Annotated in this window: 15 protein-coding genes and 2 pseudogenes; 8 read left to right on the plus strand and 9 right to left on the minus strand. The window is 72.0% G+C overall.

Annotated elements, in window-relative coordinates:
• Positions 1-5 precede the first annotated feature (5 nt).
• Genes ACZ52R_RS06580 through ACZ52R_RS06590 form a run of 3 tightly spaced genes read left to right on the plus strand, consistent with a single transcriptional unit; the run spans position 6 to position 2,531 of the window.
• Entirely contained in the window at positions 6-287 is a 282-nt protein-coding gene (locus tag ACZ52R_RS06580; RefSeq protein ID WP_360509310.1) for an acyl carrier protein, read from the plus strand.
• Complete coding sequence (locus tag ACZ52R_RS06585) at positions 280-1,395, plus strand: acyl-CoA dehydrogenase family protein (protein WP_360509311.1); 1,116 nt, start codon at positions 280-282, stop codon at positions 1,393-1,395. The genes ACZ52R_RS06580 and ACZ52R_RS06585 overlap by 8 nt, the downstream gene beginning before the upstream one ends.
• A gap of 35 nt (positions 1,396-1,430) precedes the next feature.
• Positions 1,431-2,531, plus strand: coding sequence for an HAD-IIIC family phosphatase (locus tag ACZ52R_RS06590; RefSeq protein WP_360509313.1), 1,101 nt, complete (start codon positions 1,431-1,433; stop codon positions 2,529-2,531).
• Positions 2,532-2,573: 42 nt separating this feature from the next.
• Here ACZ52R_RS06590 and ACZ52R_RS06595 read toward each other — a convergent pair whose 3' ends face one another.
• The 3 genes from ACZ52R_RS06595 to ACZ52R_RS06605 all read right to left on the minus strand — a co-directional run bounded on the left by ACZ52R_RS06595 (position 2,574) and on the right by ACZ52R_RS06605 (position 5,735).
• The gene (locus ACZ52R_RS06595) at positions 2,574-3,236 is read right to left on the minus strand and encodes a class I SAM-dependent methyltransferase (protein ID WP_465752927.1); all 663 of its coding nucleotides are present in this window, start codon (positions 3,234-3,236) and stop codon (positions 2,574-2,576) included.
• A 107-nt stretch (positions 3,237-3,343) separates the two neighbouring features.
• Positions 3,344-5,173: an AfsR/SARP family transcriptional regulator gene (locus tag ACZ52R_RS06600; protein WP_465753027.1), complete on the minus strand. Its 1,830-nt coding sequence runs from the start codon at positions 5,171-5,173 to the stop codon at positions 3,344-3,346.
• A 259-nt stretch (positions 5,174-5,432) separates the two neighbouring features.
• Complete coding sequence (locus ACZ52R_RS06605) at positions 5,433-5,735, minus strand: metallophosphoesterase family protein (protein ID WP_465622926.1); 303 nt, start codon at positions 5,733-5,735, stop codon at positions 5,433-5,435.
• 365 nt (positions 5,736-6,100) lie between these two features.
• Here ACZ52R_RS06605 and ACZ52R_RS06610 point away from each other — a divergent pair, with 365 nt between their 5' ends.
• The 3 genes and pseudogenes from ACZ52R_RS06610 to ACZ52R_RS06620 all read left to right on the plus strand — a co-directional run.
• Positions 6,101-6,862, plus strand: a complete 762-nt coding sequence (locus ACZ52R_RS06610; protein WP_465622924.1) for a thioesterase II family protein — start codon at positions 6,101-6,103, stop codon at positions 6,860-6,862.
• Positions 6,863-6,894: 32 nt separating this feature from the next.
• Positions 6,895-7,248 carry a helix-turn-helix transcriptional regulator gene (locus ACZ52R_RS06615; protein WP_465752928.1) on the plus strand — a complete coding sequence of 118 codons (354 nt, stop codon included), beginning with the start codon at positions 6,895-6,897 and terminating at the stop codon, positions 7,246-7,248.
• Between the two features lie 400 nt (positions 7,249-7,648).
• Positions 7,649-7,891: pseudogene (locus ACZ52R_RS06620) on the plus strand (ACP S-malonyltransferase); the annotation flags it as partial.
• Between the two features lie 49 nt (positions 7,892-7,940).
• Here ACZ52R_RS06620 and ACZ52R_RS06625 read toward each other — a convergent pair.
• The 5 genes and pseudogenes from ACZ52R_RS06625 to ACZ52R_RS06645 all read right to left on the minus strand — a co-directional run.
• Positions 7,941-8,369 (minus strand): VOC family protein, encoded by a 429-nt coding sequence (locus tag ACZ52R_RS06625; protein ID WP_465660812.1) that lies wholly within the window; start codon positions 8,367-8,369, stop codon positions 7,941-7,943.
• A 95-nt stretch (positions 8,370-8,464) separates the two neighbouring features.
• Positions 8,465-9,649 (minus strand): macrolide family glycosyltransferase, encoded by a 1,185-nt coding sequence (locus ACZ52R_RS06630; protein WP_465622920.1) that lies wholly within the window; start codon positions 9,647-9,649, stop codon positions 8,465-8,467.
• Between the two features lie 94 nt (positions 9,650-9,743).
• Entirely contained in the window at positions 9,744-11,036 is a 1,293-nt protein-coding gene (locus tag ACZ52R_RS06635) for a hypothetical protein (RefSeq protein WP_465660808.1), read from the minus strand.
• 691 nt (positions 11,037-11,727) lie between these two features.
• Complete coding sequence (locus ACZ52R_RS06640) at positions 11,728-11,979, minus strand: SMI1/KNR4 family protein (RefSeq protein WP_465752929.1); 252 nt, start codon at positions 11,977-11,979, stop codon at positions 11,728-11,730.
• A 19-nt stretch (positions 11,980-11,998) separates the two neighbouring features.
• Positions 11,999-12,408 (minus strand): annotated as a pseudogene (locus tag ACZ52R_RS06645) (MFS transporter); the annotation flags it as partial.
• Positions 12,409-12,825: 417 nt separating this feature from the next.
• Here ACZ52R_RS06645 and ACZ52R_RS06650 point away from each other — a divergent pair.
• A complete protein-coding gene (locus tag ACZ52R_RS06650) occupies positions 12,826-13,062 on the plus strand; it encodes an amphi-Trp domain-containing protein (RefSeq protein WP_360509325.1) in 237 nt (78 codons plus the stop codon).
• Between the two features lie 107 nt (positions 13,063-13,169).
• Here the strand turns inward: ACZ52R_RS06650 and ACZ52R_RS06655 are convergent, their stop codons facing one another.
• Positions 13,170-14,525 (minus strand): diacylglycerol/lipid kinase family protein, encoded by a 1,356-nt coding sequence (locus ACZ52R_RS06655; protein WP_465752930.1) that lies wholly within the window; start codon positions 14,523-14,525, stop codon positions 13,170-13,172.
• 219 nt (positions 14,526-14,744) lie between these two features.
• Between ACZ52R_RS06655 and ACZ52R_RS06660 the strand changes: the two genes are divergently transcribed.
• On the plus strand, positions 14,745-16,061 hold the full coding sequence (locus ACZ52R_RS06660) for a hypothetical protein (protein ID WP_465752932.1): 1,317 nt from the start codon (positions 14,745-14,747) through the stop codon (positions 16,059-16,061).
• The last annotated feature ends 138 nt before the right edge of the window (positions 16,062-16,199 follow it).

Here is a 16,199-nt window from a genome sequence, read left to right on the forward strand (position 1 = left end):
CGGCCATGACCACAGCGAACACGCCCGACACCCACGACCTGGAGAAGGAACTGCTGGGATTCCTGGAGGGACACACCGGAACCGCCTGGGACGCAGACACCGACCTGTTCGACGCCGGCGGCCTGTCGTCCCTGTTCGCCATGCAGGTGGTGGTGCACCTGGAGAAGACCTACGCCATCGCCGTCCGCGGCGCGGACCTGCGGCTGGACAACTTCCGCACCGTACGGCGGATGGCGGAGCTGGTGGACCGGCTCCGGGTGCCCGCCGCCGGGGGCCGGCATGGGTGAGGACCTGAACAGCGCCATGACCTCCGTCACCCTGCGGGTCGGCGACCAGGCGGGGGAGTGGGACCGGACCGGCCTCATCCCGCTGGACCTGCTCCGCGAACTGGGCGCCGAGGGCCGACTGTGCGCCGAAGTCCCGGAGCAGTACGGCGGCTGGGGGCTCAGCAGCATGCGCAGCGGCGCGTACACCGCCCACGTGGGCGGCCTCTGCAGCTCGCTGCGCAGCGTGATGACCTCCCAGGGCATGGCGGCATGGACCATCCAGCGCCTCGGCACCGCCGAGCAGTCGGCCGCCCACCTCCCCCGGCTGACCGGCGGCGGACTGGCGGCGGTCGGCTTCAGCGAGCCCGGCGCCGGCAGTGACCTCGCGGCGATGACGACGACCGTCCGCCGCGACGGCGACGCGGTCGTCGTCGACGGACACAAGAAGTGGGTGACCGCCGCCCACTATGCCGACCTGCTGGTCGTCGTCGGCCGCTACGAGGACGGCGCGGTGGCCGTCGTGGTGCCCGCCGACACGCCCGGCGTCCGGATCGAGCGGATCGCCGACCCGCTCGGCTGCCGCGCGGCTGGACACGCGGACGTACACCTCGACGGGGTGCGGCTGCCGGCCGACAGCGTCCTGGGCGGTCACGGACTGCCGCCCGCCCTGCTGGTGACGACCGCGCTGGCCTACGGGCGGATGTCCGTCGCCTGGGGGTGCGTGGGCATCCTGCGGGCCTGTCTGGCGGCGGCCACCGCGCACGCCTCAGGGCGGGAGCAGTTCGGCAGGCCGCTCGCAGAGCACCAGCTCGTCGCCGGGCACCTCGCCGACCTCTACACGGCCGAGCAGGTGGCCGCGCGGGTCTGCGAGCACGCCAGCCGCTGCTGGGACGAAGGGTCGCCGGACCAGGTGGTGGCGACCGTACTGGCCAAGCACGTCAGCGCGACGCAGGCCGCCCGGGGCGCGGCGACGGCCGTCCAGGTACTGGCCTCGGCCGGGTCCCGGGACGGGCACGCGGCGGCCCGGGCGTACCGGGACGCCAAGTTGATGGAGATCATCGAGGGCAGCAACGAGCTGTGCCGGCTGATGCTGGCACAGCACGCCCTCTCCGCTCCGGGGGCACGGTGAGCGGGCCCACGGCCGACGAGACGAGGAAGGACGGCATGGCCGAGATTGTCAAGTGCCTGGTCTGGGACCTGGACGACACCCTCTGGCAGGGCACCCTGCTGGAGGACGGCGAGGTGCACCTGCCGGACGAGGTGCGCAAGGTGGTGATCGAGCTCGACTCCCGCGGCATCCTCCAGTCCGTCGCCAGCCGTAACGACCACGAGCACGCCTGGGCCCGGCTGGAGGCGTTCGGCGTGGCCGAGTACTTCGTCCTGCCGGAGATCGGGTGGGGCACCAAGTCCGAGTCGGTGCGCCGGATCGCCGACCGGCTGAACTTCGCGCTCACGACCATCGCCTTCGTCGACGACCGGCCCGCCGAACGCGCCGAAGTGGCCTTCCACCTGCCCGACGTACGGTGCTACCCGGCCGAGCAGGTCCTCGCACTCCCCGAACTCGCAGAGTTCACCCCCGCGGCCAGCACCGTCGACTCCCGGCGCCGCCGCCAGATGTACCAGGCGGGCTTCCGCCGCGAGGCCGAGCGGGCGGCCGCCCCCGGCCCCGACGAGGAGTTCCTGCGCTCCCTGGACCTGCGGATGCGCATCGGCCGGGCCACCGGCGAGGAGCTGTCCCGGGTCGAGGAACTCACCCTGCGCACCAGCCAGATGAACGCGACCGGGGTCCACTACCCGGACGCGGTGCTGCGCGGCCTGATCACCGACCCCCGGCACGAGGTCCTGGTGGTCACCCTCACCGACCGGTTCGGCCCGCACGGCGCGGTCGGCGTCCTGCTGCTCGAACGGCACCCGGGCCTGTGGCACCTCAAGCTGCTCGCCACCTCCTGCCGGGTCGTCGCCTACGGCGCCGGCGCGACCCTGCTGAACTGGCTGGCCGACGCCGCCGCCCGGTCCGGAGTCCACCTGGTCGCGGACTTCCGGGCGACCGAACGCAACCGGATGATGGAGATCGCCTACCGGTTCGCGGGCTTCGAGGGCCTGGACGAAGCCCCGTGCCCGTGTGCCGCCGTCCTCGCGCCGGTTCCGGAGGACACCGGACTCCAGCGCCTCCACCTGGTCCCCGGCCCGCGCGTGGTGTCCACGGTCATCAGCGTGGACGCACCCGACCTGAACGTGCCGGAAGGGGGCCCGGGAACGTCGTGACCGCGGCGGCGGCCGGCGCTCCCGGGCTCCGGCCCGCCGCCCTCAGCGCTTGCGGACGAGTGTGATCCCGTCGGCCATCACCAGCAGCGACAGCTCCACCCGAGGGTCCTCGTGCAGCAGCCGGTTCAAAGCCCGGACCCCGGCGGTCTCCGGGTCCACGGCGGCCGGATCGGCGACCCGGCCGAAGAAGAGGGTGTTGTCGACCACGATCAGACCGCCGGCGCGCAGCAGCGCCAGCGAAGTCTCGTAGTAGCGGACGTAGTTGCTCTTATCCGCGTCGATGAACACCAGGTCGAAGCTCTCCGGCCCGCGCTCCGTCAGCAGCGCGTCCAGGGTTGAGGTGGCATCGCCGATCCGCAGGTCGATCCGCGAGTCGACCCCGTCCCGCTTCCAGAAGTCAGCGCCGATGGCCGGCCACCGGTCGTCGATGTCGCAGGACACCAGCACCCCGTCGGCCGGGAGAGCGCGGGCCATGCACAGGGTGCTGTAGCCGGTGAAGGTGCCGACCTCCAGCACCGCCCGCGCCCCCGTCAACCCGACCAGCAGGGAGAGCAGTTGGCCCTCCTCCGCCATCACCTGCATGGCGGTCCCGCCCGGCAGGTCCGCGGTGGCCTCCCGCAGCTCCCTGAGTAGGTCGTCGTCACGGAGGGAGACCTCCCGGACGTAGGCGAGCAGGTCGTGGGTGGCTTCTGTCTGGTGGGCCATGGCGCGGGGGTCCTCTCGAAGGAGATCGGGTGAAGGAGATCGGGTCGAAAGCATCGGGGGAAGGGGAACCGGGCCGCCGGGTGCCCGTCGCCGGGCCGCCGGGACGGTCACCCGGCGCGCATGTACGGGTGATCGTGCTGCCGTACGGCGACCGCCTGCGCCCGCTCGCGGGCGTACGCCCGCAGCAGCGCGTCCAGCCGGTAGCGGCCCCCCGCCGGCTCACCCAGCAGATTCGCCTCGACCAGGGCGTCCAAGGCCTCCTCGGCCTGCGCCTCGGAGCAGCCGAACATCACCGCGACCCTACTGCTGGAGACCGAACGCGATCCGGCGGCCCCCAGCGCGGTGAACACCTCGGCCGGGTCGACCCCGGCCGGAGCCGTCCGCCGGAGCCCGGCGTGGTCGGCGTCGAGGCAGGGCCGGACACCGAGGTCGCCCGCGCACAGTTCGTCCAGCAGCCGCGGGGCGTCCGTGAGCCGCCGGGCGAAGTGCCCGATGGTCCAGTGCGGGCGCTCCAGCAGCCGGGTCCCCGCGATCCGGATCGCCAGCGGCAGGCCCGCGCAGACCGTCAGCACCGAACGGGCCGACCGCGGTTCGGCACCGACCCTGGCCGGGCCGACGATGCTGCCCAGCAGCTCCAGCGACCCGGCCTCGTCCAGCGGGCCGAGTACGAGCGGGGACGCCCCCTCCAGATCGGCCAGCCGCCGTCGGCTGGTCACCAGCAGCCTGCTGCCCCCGCTACCCGGTATCAGCGGCCGCACCTGCGCGGTGCTGGAGGCGTTGTCGAGTACCACCAGCAGACGGCGGCCCGCGGTGAGCGAGCGGTAGAGGCTCTCCCGTTCCGACTCCTCCTCGGGTATCTCGTCCCGGGGCACACCGAGGTCCGCCAGGAAGCGCGGCAGAACCGCCCGGGCGGTCAGCGGCCGCGCGGCTCCGCCGAGGTCCGCGTAGAGCTGGCCGTGCACCGAGGAACCGCGCACGGCGTGCGCCGCTTGCAGGGCCAGTGCGCTCTTGCCGACACCGCCCCGGCCGGTCACCACCGCCGTCGCCACCATGCCCGCGGGCATCGTGCCGGTCGTGAGGAAGTGCTGCAGCCGCGCCAGTGCACCGGAGCGGGCCGACAGTGGCAGCGGCACCGAGGGCAGCTGCGCCGGGCTCGGCCAGCATCTTTCCCAGGCGGCGCCCGGCGCCGGCGCGACGGCCGCCTCCGGGGCCTTCGCGGGCTGCTCCAGCGGGTCGGGCGCGCGGGGCCGGTCGTGGGCCGAGAGGATGTGCCGGTGAACCTCGCGCAGATCGGTGCTCGGCTCGGCGCCGAGCTGCTCGACGAGCAGCGCCCGGGTGCGCTGGTAGAGGTCCAGGGCCTCCGACTGCCGTCCCGAGCGGCCCAGCGCCAGCATCAACTTGCCCACCAGGGCCTCCCGTAAGGGGTGCTTCCGCACCAGCCGTACCAGCTCCGGCACGACCTCGGCGTGCCGCAGCAGCGCCAGCTCCGCGTCGAACCGCATCTCCATGGTCTGCAGGCGAAGCTCCTGGAGGTAGCGGCCCTCCACATCGCGCAGCGTCTGCGACGGGATGTCCGCCAGCGGCTCCTCGCGCCACAGGGCGAGCGCCTCGGCCAGCTCGGCGGAGGAACCTTCCAGGTCTCCGCGCTCGGCCAGCTCCGCCGCGCGCCGGCGGTGGGCCGTGAACTGCCCGAGATCGCTCTCGTGCTCGCCGAGTTCGAGGAGGTAGCCGGGCGCCCGGGTGAGGATCCGGGCGGAGGCGTGCTCGCCCAGCGACTGCCGCAGGCGCATCACATAGGTGCGGACGGTCGCGGCGGCACTCGGCGGCGGGGCGCCGTCCCAGACGTACTCGGCGATCCGGTTGACCGAGATCACCCGGTTGGCGTTGAGGAGGAGGGCTGCCATGACCACGCGTTGTCTCGGCGCCGACACGTGCACCTCACGCGCGTTCAACCGGACGGAAAGCGGGCCCAGCAACAGGAAGTTCAAGGGGGAGTCCTCTTCATCGCACGACCGGTGGGCAACACTGCCTCCAGCGTCTTGGGTGACCATGAGCGGGTCAACGCGGTCCTGTCGTATCTAGAGGTATTCCTAGAGCACAGGTCTTGCACGCATGCCGGGTTTACGCTGCGCGGCACCGTCACGGTGGTCAGGACCAGGCCGCCCACCACGGCCCACCGGCCGGAGCCCGTCACCGCTACTCACCGGACGGGAAGACCTCACGCAGCAGCGGATCCGGCTTGCCGTACCGGTACTCGCCGCGCAGCCGCACCGGGTCGGACGGATGGGTCCACAGCTCGTGGTTGCCCGGCACCCACACCACGGTCGAGAACCGGTCGGCCGGCAGCCGCAGCACCCACTCCACGTCCGCGGCCGGCTCGCCCACCTCCCCGGCCGGCAGCAGCCAGTCCTCCTCGTCCACCGGGAACAGCCCCTCGACGATCGCCCTGTTCTCCGGGCGGGCGACACGGAGGTCGCTGACGGCGTACGACCTTGCCATGAGGCGCCCTCGCCTCTTCGCCCGGATCCGCGGTGCGCGGTCCGGCCGGACCGTTGCTGCCGAGTCGGAGCCAAGTAAATCCCGCAGGATTGCTCCGCACTGCAACGTTCTTACCATTCGCCGAAGAAACGGCCGGTTTTGAACCCGGACATGAGTGCCGGATGCGCTCCGATGCGTACTTGCTGACATTCCCGGAGGCATGGCAGGCTGTCATATGCGGCGCCCGTGACCCGCCGATCGTCGCCGATCGGGGATCCCCGTATTAGTACGTACCAGCCGGCCCACCGGTGCTGCGGGTGTCCGACGTGATCACCACACCCCACCCGCCGGCACCGCGCGGATTTCGCGAAAGGAGAAAGGCCGACATGACCTCCCTCTCTTTGGACAGCGACCTGTGGTGCCGTCGCTTCCATCCCTCGCCGACGGCCACGCGCCGACTGGTCTGCTTTCCGCACGCCGGCGGCTCGGCGAGTTTCTACTTTCCGGTATCCGCCGCACTGCGCGGTCCGGTGGACGTCCTGGCCGTGCAGTACCCCGGCAGGCAGGACCGCCGGGAGGAACCCGGTGTCCAGGACCTGCACCGGTTGGCCGACGAAGTGTCCGAAGCGCTGCGCCGCTGGGACGACCTCCCCCTGACCCTCTTCGGGCACAGCATGGGCGCGCTCGTCGCCTTCGAGGTGGCCCGGCGGATCGAGCGCGCGGGCGGTCGGATCGACCACCTCTTCGTCTCCGGCCGCAAGGGGCCGTCCGCAGACCGGCCCGGGCCCTCCCACCCACTCGACGACGCGGGCATCGTGGCCGAGGTCAGGGCCATGAGCGGCACCGACGCCCGGCTCCTGGAGGACGAGGAACTGCTGGGGATGGTGATGCCCGTGCTGCGCGGCGACTACCGGGCCCTGGGGGCCTACCGGACCGACCGTGACGCCGCGGTCAGCTGCCCGGTCACCGCCGTGCTGGGGGACCAGGACGCCTGGACACCGGTCCCCGAGGCCGGGCACTGGCGCGACCGCACGACGGCCGCGTTCGACCTCAAGGTCTTCCCCGGCGGGCACTTCTACCTCAGCAGCCGGGCGGACGAGGTGACCGGCATGCTCCGCGACCACCTCGCCGGTGCGCCGCGCGCCTGAGACCGCCGACGACAGGGAAGGGGGACCGAGGAGTGACACCGTCAGCGACCTCTGAGGAGATCAAGCCCGCGCAGCGGCCGCCGCGGTCCGGGCCCGCCGGCGACGCCCGTCCGGCAGTCGGGGGCCCTGCCGACGGCGCGGGCGTCCGTCGGCTGACCGCCGTGGACGCCCGCATCCTGGAAGGCGTCGCGGTCGGCACCCCGACCGTCCGGCTGGCGGCATCGCTCTATCTGAGCCCGCAGGGCATCGAGTACCGCATCGGGCTGATGATGCGCCATTTCCAGGCCGCGAACCGGCCGGCTCTGGTCTCCCGGGCGCACTCCCTCGGTGTGCTGAGCGTCGGAGCATGGCCACCCCGCGTCCTCCCGGAATTCCTTGAGTCCTAGCAGAGCGCGGCGCGCACCGCTCCCTGATCTCCCCCGTGAGTTCCCTCCCGGGGGACGGGCCGAAAAGATCCTTTCCGAAAGCGGAAAATTCACTCCGCCGGCATGCTGTCGGAGATATTTTCCCAGACCCGGATATCGTATCGATATCGCGCCGCGAGACGGGTTCCCGGGTGTCCGGTCGAACGCCGGATTTTGCGGCATTCTGGTGTCAGGCCCACTTCTGCTGCACTGCGCTCGGGCCGTACTGGCACCCCTTCATTCGCTCCGATTCACAGGAGCTGTCATGAGTCTGGGGTACCTGTTCGGCGGCGGCGTCGGGGCCGAGCCGCATGGCCTGGGGCTCTACCGGACCTACGAGGTCGTTTAGGGCTGGTATGAACAAGTCTCCGAGTGGACCGGGCTGACGGTCAGACAGATCCTGGAGGAAGACCTCCAGACCGCCCAGGAGGAGCGCGAGAGTGTCGGCACAGTCCGCGAAGCCGCCCTCGCGATCGGCGTACACGACGTACTCGCCTCGTTCAACCTGCGCCCCGCGGCCATCGGCGGCCTCAGCCTCGGCGCGATGACCGCCGGCTGCCTCGCCGGATCGCTGGGGCGACGAGGACTGTTCGAGATGCTGGCCGGCTCCCGCGACGCCCCGGATATCTGACGATTCATCAAGAGATGTCAGTGCGGCACGTCTTGGCCTCTCCTCAGTCTACGCAGAACTCGTTGCCCTCGATGTCCTGCATCGGGATGCACGCGTCGTTGCCGTCGTACAGCGTCCGCACGTGTACCGCGCCGAGCGGGACCAGCCGTGCGCATTCGGCCTCAAGCGCGGCCAGCCGCTCCTCACCCACCAGCCCGGTACCGACCCGCACGTCGAGATGCAGCCGGTTCTTGGCGGCCTTGCCCTCGGGAACGCGCTGGAAGTACAACCGCGGCCCCACGCCTGACGGATCGACGCAGGCGAACCACGCGTCCCGCCGCTCGGCCGGCTGCGCGCTCCTGTAGTCCTCCCACGTGGCGAACCCCTCCGGTGGCGGCGGCACGACGTACCCCAACACCTCGCACCAGAAACGGGCGAGGCGCTCGGGTTCCGCACAGTCGAAGGTGACCTGGAATTGCTTGATCGATGACATCAGCCCACCGTAGTGGCGCGCACCGCCCACCGGGACCCCTGGGCGGCCGTTGATCGTTCCGCTTCTCGTCGGGGACGCCGGGCCCTGTGGTGGGATCAGGTCGTGCGCTTCAGGTAGGCCTCGATCTCGTCGGCGGCGCGGGTGGCACCGCCCGCTTCCCGGGTGAGCCGCTGCGCCTCGGTGCCCCGCTCCTGCACGGCAGCGTCGGCGGCCACCTCGGTGATCGCGGCCCGCAGCAGGCTCACGTCGGCCTCCGCCGGCAGCAGTACCCGGCCGAGGCCCAGCTCGGCCACCCGCGCGGTGTTGGCCGCGACGTCCGGCCAGGACGGCACTCCGAGTATCGGGCAGCCGGCGTCCAGGGACTCCAGTACGCCGCCCATGCCGCCGTGGGTGATCACCAGCCGGGCGTGCCGGAGCACCGCCAGGTGCGAGACCCAGCGGTGGACCTCGACGTTGTCCGGCAGCGGACCGAGGTCGGCCGGGTCCATCCCCCCGCCGACCGAGATGACGGCGTGCCAGGGCAGCTCGGCGAAGGCGTCCACGCACAGCCGGAAGAACTCCGGATGCTTGTTGTGCACGGTCCCCATCGAGACCAGCGCCACCGGCAGGCCGCTCGCCGGGGGCTGCCACTCCCCCAGGAAGGAGCGGTCCGTGAGGCACGGCCCGACGAAGGCGAAGCGCTCGTCGAAGCTCTCGCCGTGCGGCTGGAAGAACCGCGGCACGTGGACGAGGTTGAGGCCCTCGGTGCGCATCAGGAACTCGTGCGCCGGCTCGTCGACGCCGTGCGAGGCCAGCAACTCGGCCATCCGGACGCCGAATTCGACCACCACCTCCTCGGTGAGCGGGACCGCGCCGTCCGCCTCCATCATCTGCTGCACGAAGGAGTAGGTGTCGTTGGAGGCGAAGAACGGCGTCGACTGGACGGCCGGGAGCCCCCAGGTGTGGGCCAGTATCCGGCCGGCCTGGAAGGCCACGGCGTCGTAGACCACCGCGTCGGGCCTGGCGTCGCCGAACCACTCCTGGACCGCGCGCAGGATGGCGATGTTCTCGTCCAGGAAGATCAGCGGGGTGCGCCCGTTCTCGGGACCGCCCACGCTGTCCAGCGGCTGGGTGGAGTCGTAGCGCAGGTGTTCGGCGCCGACCTCGGCCAGGGCCTGGGCGAAGTCGTCGACGGCCGCGTAGGTGACCCGGTGCCCGCGGCGTACCAGTTCACCGACGACCGCCAGAGTGGGGAAGACATGGCCGTGGGCCGGGATGTTGACCATCAGGATGTGGCTCACTGCTACTCCGTCGGTATCGGGAAGAGGAACGAGGGAAGAGGGAAGCAAGAAGCGCGATTCGGGAAGGGAGAAGGGGCGCGGCAGGCCGCGCGGCTCAGCTGGGGTCCTGGTCCGGGCCGGCCTCGGGCTGCGGCTCGGACTGCTGCTCGGCGGCCCACTGGGCGCCCGCGATCTCCTCGGCGCTCAGCTGTCGGCGCGGGATCCAGGCGGGGACGGTGCCCTCCTCGTTGCGGCCTTTGTCGAGGATCGCCAGGTTGTGGTAGAAGTGCGCGCCGGCCAGCGTCCGGTCGGTCCCGCTCGGGCGGTGCGCGGTCGGCGGCTCGTGCTCCTCGTGGTTGAGGCCGTCGAGCAGCTGCTTGAGGAAGCCCATGCTGGTGGTCGGGTCGCCGAGCCGCTCCGAACTGCCGCCGTAGCCCGGCCAGTAGGAGGTCTGCAGGTCCTCGATCACATAGAGCCCGCCCGGGACCACGTGCGGGAAGAGCGCGCCGAAGGCGGCGATGACGTCCGGGCAGTAGTGGCTGCCGTCGTCGATGACGATGTCGATCGGCCCGATCCGCTCGGCCAGCGCGGTGAGGAAGGCCGGGTCCGCCTGGTCGCCCTGGACGGTGTGGATCCGCTGCTCGCGCAGCGCCGTCTTGTCGTAGACGTCGACCCCGTAGACGAGGCCCCGCCGGAAGAAGCGCTTCCACATCCGCAGCGAGCCACCGCCCGCCGCCGGGTCGGCGTAGCCACCGATCCCCAGCTCCAGGACGGTGAGCGGCCGGTCCCGCAGCGGGGCGAAGTGCCGGGCGTAGTGCTCGGTGTAGTAGTGCAGCCCCCACTTGTCCGAACCGTGGCGCAGCGACAACTCGGCCAGGTCGAGCGGCTGCTCCACCAAGCCGCGGAGCAGCTGCTGGACGACCGGGAAGGCCGCCAGTACGGGCATCAGCCGAGCCGGGTCCTCGATGCCGTGCCAGGTGATCCCGGGCGTGCGGTGGCCTGCGGTGTGCCGGGCGCCGAAGACGGCGCGGGCCAGGTCGAGCAGGTCCAACTCGACGGTGGCGCTGGGCTCGTCGGCCGGCCCGGTGCGGTGCTCGGCCTTGGGGCCGGCCAGCAGGTGGTGCCGGAGCACCCGGTCGTCGAAGGCGAGCTCGAACTGCACCACCACCGCCGCGGCGGCGAGTTGCTCGCTCAGGTGGGCCCGGCTGACCAGTTCGTCCACCAGGTCGGCGGCCGTCTGCTCGGCGCCCGCCGACCTGATCACCGCCGCAAGCTGCTCCTCGGGCCCGTCCGCCGCCAGGATCAGGGCGCGGATCCGGCGCAGGTCGGTCTCGTGCGGGTCCGAGTCGGGGCCCGACGGGCTGTTCACGTGCCGGCCGTTCTCGTGCTGTCCGGTGAGGGCGGTCATGCGTGAGCCTTTCCACGAGGGAGTCGAGAGGACGGGGAACGGATCGGGGCTTCTTCCAGGCCGGGGTGACGCCGTCGGTCATCGCCGGCGGCGGGATCTCCACCCGACCGGGGAAGAGGGTGTTGTCCACCACGATCGGACCGCCGGGCACCGAGTTCACGGCGGGACGCCGTTGCCACTCTCAGCTACTGGATCGACACGTCGTGAATCTAGGTGCGCATCCCTCCCGCCACAAGCACTACCTGGGGCCGCGGGGCGCCGAGTGCGGGAAACGAGCCAGAATCGGGGCACCGCTGTTCCGCATGTTTGGACCCGTCACCCCGGTGTCGTTCGTGGCAGCGGCGGAGTCGGTGATCGTCGGGCGACCGGGCCCCGGCCCCGGATCCACCGGCCCCCGCGGTCGGCCCCGGGCGGGACCGTCCCGCCCGGCAGGGTCGTCCCGCAAGGACACGAGGGGCAGTTCCACCCCCATGACCAGTGACCGAGCCGCCCGGGTCCGGCCCGGCCCCGAGGCCGGAGCGCCGCAGGTTCGGCTCCCGAGTCCGCACTGTGGATCGTGGCCGAGTACGATGCCGCCGGGAACGAGAAGGGCGCGATCCCGCGGTGCGGGCTTCGCGTCACGTCCTCGCCCGCTCGGCGGAGTCCAGGACCACGCGAAGGCCGCAAGGTCGTCCCGGAGGATTCCCGGGCATCAGGCCAAGGTGGCCAGGTCGGCGAGCAGGTCCTGTTCCGCGGTGTCGTGGACGGACTCGTCGACCAGGCCGGTGACGAAGTCCTCGAAGGTCTCCGCGAGCATGGTGATCGCGAAGCTGTCCTCCTGGTCGACGTGCACCACGGCCGGATCGCCGCGCTTGCCGCAGGCACGGTAGTCGAGGGCGAGCATGTCGTGGCCGGCCGAGGGGGTGGTGGCGAAGTACACGCCGATGTCGGGGTACCCCCACACCTCGATCCAGAACAGGCTCAGGTCGGCGTTCCACCACGAAGTTGCCCGCCACCAGCGCCACGATCGAGGGCAGGATGAGCGAGGCCCTGACCCCTTCGAGGAACGACCAACCGAACATGAGCACGGGCAGGTTCGGGGCGAGCGCGGTCGTCAGCGAGCCGCAGCCGTAGATGACCCAGCCGATCACGAACGCGCGCTTGCGGCCGATGAGGCGCCGACCTTGCCGCCGGGGATCATCAGCATCGCCATCACCAGCGGGTACGCGGTGATCGCGCCCTGGATCCCGGTCACGGTCGAGCCCACGTCCGCGGCCACGGTCGCGATCGAGACGTTCATGTCGGAGGTGTCGAGCAGCATCAGGAACTGCCCGGCCCCCAGCGTCAGCAGGACGAGACCTGGCGCGGTCGAATTCTCAGGGGCACCTGCCATGGGCGCCGTGGTCCCAGCGCGCCCGGGGCGCGGACCGGCGACCGGCCACGCCGGTCAGTCGAATGGCGGCGCCGCAGGAGGGCGTACCGGCGGGGTGATGCACACCTCGGGATTCCGGCGCATGGTGGATTCAGAAAGCGTTGTGCGACTGCGACCGACGGAGAAGACCATGAACAACGCGGTGACTCCGGCATCGGAGTACCCGATGCCAGACCTGTTCCGGACCATGGCGATTTCCAGGAGTACGTCCGCTCCGTCCCCGACACAGGTGGCGGGCACGCCGACGGACTGGCACGGCTGGCCGAGCTCAGGAAGAGCGCCGACATCACGGACGAGGAGTACGCCCAGGCCAAGGCGAAGGTCCTTGCCTGACCAACCTGTTCGGCACGGTAGGACCCGACGACAGTGGAGGCGGTCGTGAAGGACCTCAAGTTCGAGCAGAAGAGCTCACTCTCGCGTCTTGAGGCCGCCGACCGCCTGTCGGCGCTCGCGGACGCGCTGCGGCACGGCGGCAACGCCGAACTGGACTTCGGTCCGGGGACGCTGAGCCTGCGGATCCCCGAGGAACTGCGCAGCGAGGTCGAGATCGAGGTCGGCGACGGGGAGATCGAACTCGAGATCGAGCTGAAGTGGCGGACCGGACAGGCCGAGTAGTCCCCAGGCGTCGCAGGCCCCGGTCGAGCGTCGGGGTCTCGGTGGCGGCCACCGCGGCGTAGACGGCGCTGTCGAGGGCCATGAGGTCGCGCACCACCTCGCGGGGGCTACCCATCGACGTGATCCGGTGCGGTGGACCCCGATCGGGGCCGGCCGAGGGCCAGCGTGAGGACCGCCCGCCAGTCGAGGGGAGGCGCCGCCGGGGGCGCGCCGGGCCGGTTCCTGGGCACCAGGACCCGCAGCGCGCCAGGGCGGATGCCGCAGGTGACGGGGGTGGGCAGCTCAAGTGCCTCGCCGTCGACGGCGACCGGGATGCGGTCGGCGTCCGCGACCACGGTGACCTGGGGCGCCGTCAGGATGTTCAGACCGGAGGCCTGGGCGCCGCGCAGCGCGATCCCGGCTGCCTCGGCCGCGTTGCCCACCCGGATGCCGACGACCCCCAGCGTGCCCAGATCGAGCCGCGCTCTGCGGCCGACCAGGGCCGCCGGCTGGGGCGCGGCGTAGGGGTTGTTGCTGATCAGGAGCGCCTGCTGGGCCTCCAGACGGGCGGTGGCCGTCACCGCGTCCAGCGGGTGGCCGGTGTATTCGTGCAGGAGGTCGGGCAGCGCGTCCAGGATGGAGCCCGCCTTGGCGTCGCGGTACTCGGGGCGCTGCACGATCTGCGCGTACACCCCGAAGGAGACCGTGTTGACGAACGGTCGGCCGTCGACTGTGCCCAGGTCGATGCGCAGTTCCTCGCCGTTGCTGAGCGCGTCCAGGCAGCGGTCGGGGGCGTCGCGGTCCAGGCCCAGGTCCATGGCGAAGTGGTTGCGGGTGCCGGCGCTGACCACCAGGAACGGCAGGCCGTGCTCGGCGGCGACCGCGGCCACCAGCGCCTGGGTGCCGTCGCCGCCCGCGACACCGAGCAGGTCCGCGCCGTCGGCCACCGCGCGGCGGGCGATCGCGGCGACGTCCGTGCGGGTGGAGGTGTCCAGCAGCACCACCCGGGCGCCGAGTTGCTCGGCCTTCTCGACGAGCGCGAATTTGCCGACCTTGCCGCCCCCGGACTTCGGGTTCATGATCAGCACGGGATGCCTGGGGGCGGGGGACGCGACGGCCCGCATGCCCCGGGGCCGCCGGGTCGCGCGCAGTGCCGACCTCGCGCACAGCATCGACGCCGCGACGAGCACGACCGCGGTCAGCGCGGCCGGCCACAGACTTGCCCAGGCGTAGAGCACCACGACGCCCACGGGCGCGGCGAGCGCGAGCAGTGCCCCGGCCACCCGCACCACGCCGTGGTGCGACAGCGCCCACCAGATCCCGGCCGCCGCGACCGCCAGACCGGCCACCCCGATGGCGAGGATCAGCAGGCCGCCCCGTCCGCTCACGACGAGCAGCGCCACCGGCGAGCCCAGCAGGCAGAGCAGCGCCAGCCGGGCCAGCAGACGGCCGCGCGCGGGTGCGTGGAAATCGGTCGATGCCACTGCCGCTCCCTCCGATTCGCCCAGGTGCCTGCCGGGCGCCTGCTCCAGCGGCCGCCCGCAGTGCCAGGATGCGCGCCACCGGCCGCTCCGGCACGCCGCGGCAGGCATCAGGGACTGGCGCGGTCCGCCGATCGGATGCAACCCCGTGTGCGGATCCGGTCGCCCTGGGTGTCAATGGAGGCGAGCGCTGTCCTGCCGCACGTCATCCCTTGGAGCGCCATGAGCATGCCCGAGCCGTCCGAAGGAACACCCGCGCCCGCCTCGACACCGGCCGCGCGGAGCCACGGCTCGCGAGCCGGCCGGATCGCGATGAGCGCGGTGTCGGCCGTGGTCATCACACTCACCTGCATCCTGGTGCCGGTGTCCCTGCTCACCGTCTGGGTGCACGACATCGTGCTGGACACCGACCGGTACGTGTCGACGGTCGCGCCGCTGGCGACCAATCCCGCGATCGAGGCCGCCGCGGCCACCCGCATCACCCAGGCCGTCGACGTGCGGGTGGACGGCAGCGAGGTCGCCTCGGAGACGGCCGCCTGGCTGCAGTCCGTGGGGCTGCCGCCCAAGGCGGCGGCCGGCGTCAAGGCGCTCGGCCCGAAGCTGGACGAGGCTGTCAACGACGTGGTCAGCAAGGCGGCGACCCGGTTCGTGCAGAGCGACACCTTCGAGAAAACCTGGACCACCGCCAACCGCGCCGCCCACACCGCCGTGGTCCGTGCGCTCACCGGCCACGGCCGGGGTGCGGTGGAGGTCAGCAATGGCACCGTCACCCTCGACGTCGGCACCGCCGTGGACACCGTCAAGCAGGATCTGGTGAGTGCCGGCCTCACCCCGGCCGACAAGATCCCCCAGGTCAACAAGCAGCTGGTGCTCTTCCAGTCCGACAAGCTCGCCAAGATCCAGGGCGCGGCCCACCTCCTCGACGTCCTCGGGAACTGGGTGCCGATCTTCACGGTGGTGCTCGGCGCGATCGGGGTGCTGCTCGCCCGCCGGCGCCGCCGCGCGCTGGTCACGACCGGGCTGGGCGCGGCCGCAGCCTGCCTGGTGCTCGCCATCGGGCTGGTCGTCGCCCGCCACTACTACCTCGACCACCTGCCCGCCCAGGTGCAGTCCCCGGCAGCGGCGGCGGCCATCTTCGACACACTGCTGCGCTTCCTGCGGATCAGCACCCGCACGGTGCTGACCCTGGGCCTGGTGGTGGCGCTCGGCGCCTACCTGGGCGGCGGCGGGCGCCTGCCGCGCGCGGTACGCGGCGCCGCCGACCGGACCGCGGACTCCGCCGCCCGCTGGGGCGACAGGCACGGTGTGCACATCGGGCGGGTCGGGACCTGGACCGAGTCCTACCGGCGGTGGGTCGCCCTGGGCGTCCTGCTGGTGCTCGCCCTGGTGCTCGCGCTGTGGAGCTATCCGACGGTGCTGACCGTGCTGCTCCTGGTGCTCATCCTGCTCGCCGTGCTCGCCGTGCTCGCGCTGCTGGCCGCGAGCGGCCGGGTGACCGAGCAGCACGAGGCGGCCGCGGGCCAGGACACGGGGGAGTAGCAGATCAACCGAGAGCGCCTGGTCAGGACACTCACGTTCTGGCTGCGTCCGGCATTCGCGCTCCGCGTGGTCAACCGCTTCCAGCGGATAGCGGTCTTCGACCGGTCGATGGCGCCGGCCTCCAGCATGCTGACGGCG

The sequence above is a fragment of the Kitasatospora sp. NPDC034023 genome (assembly GCF_055575795.1).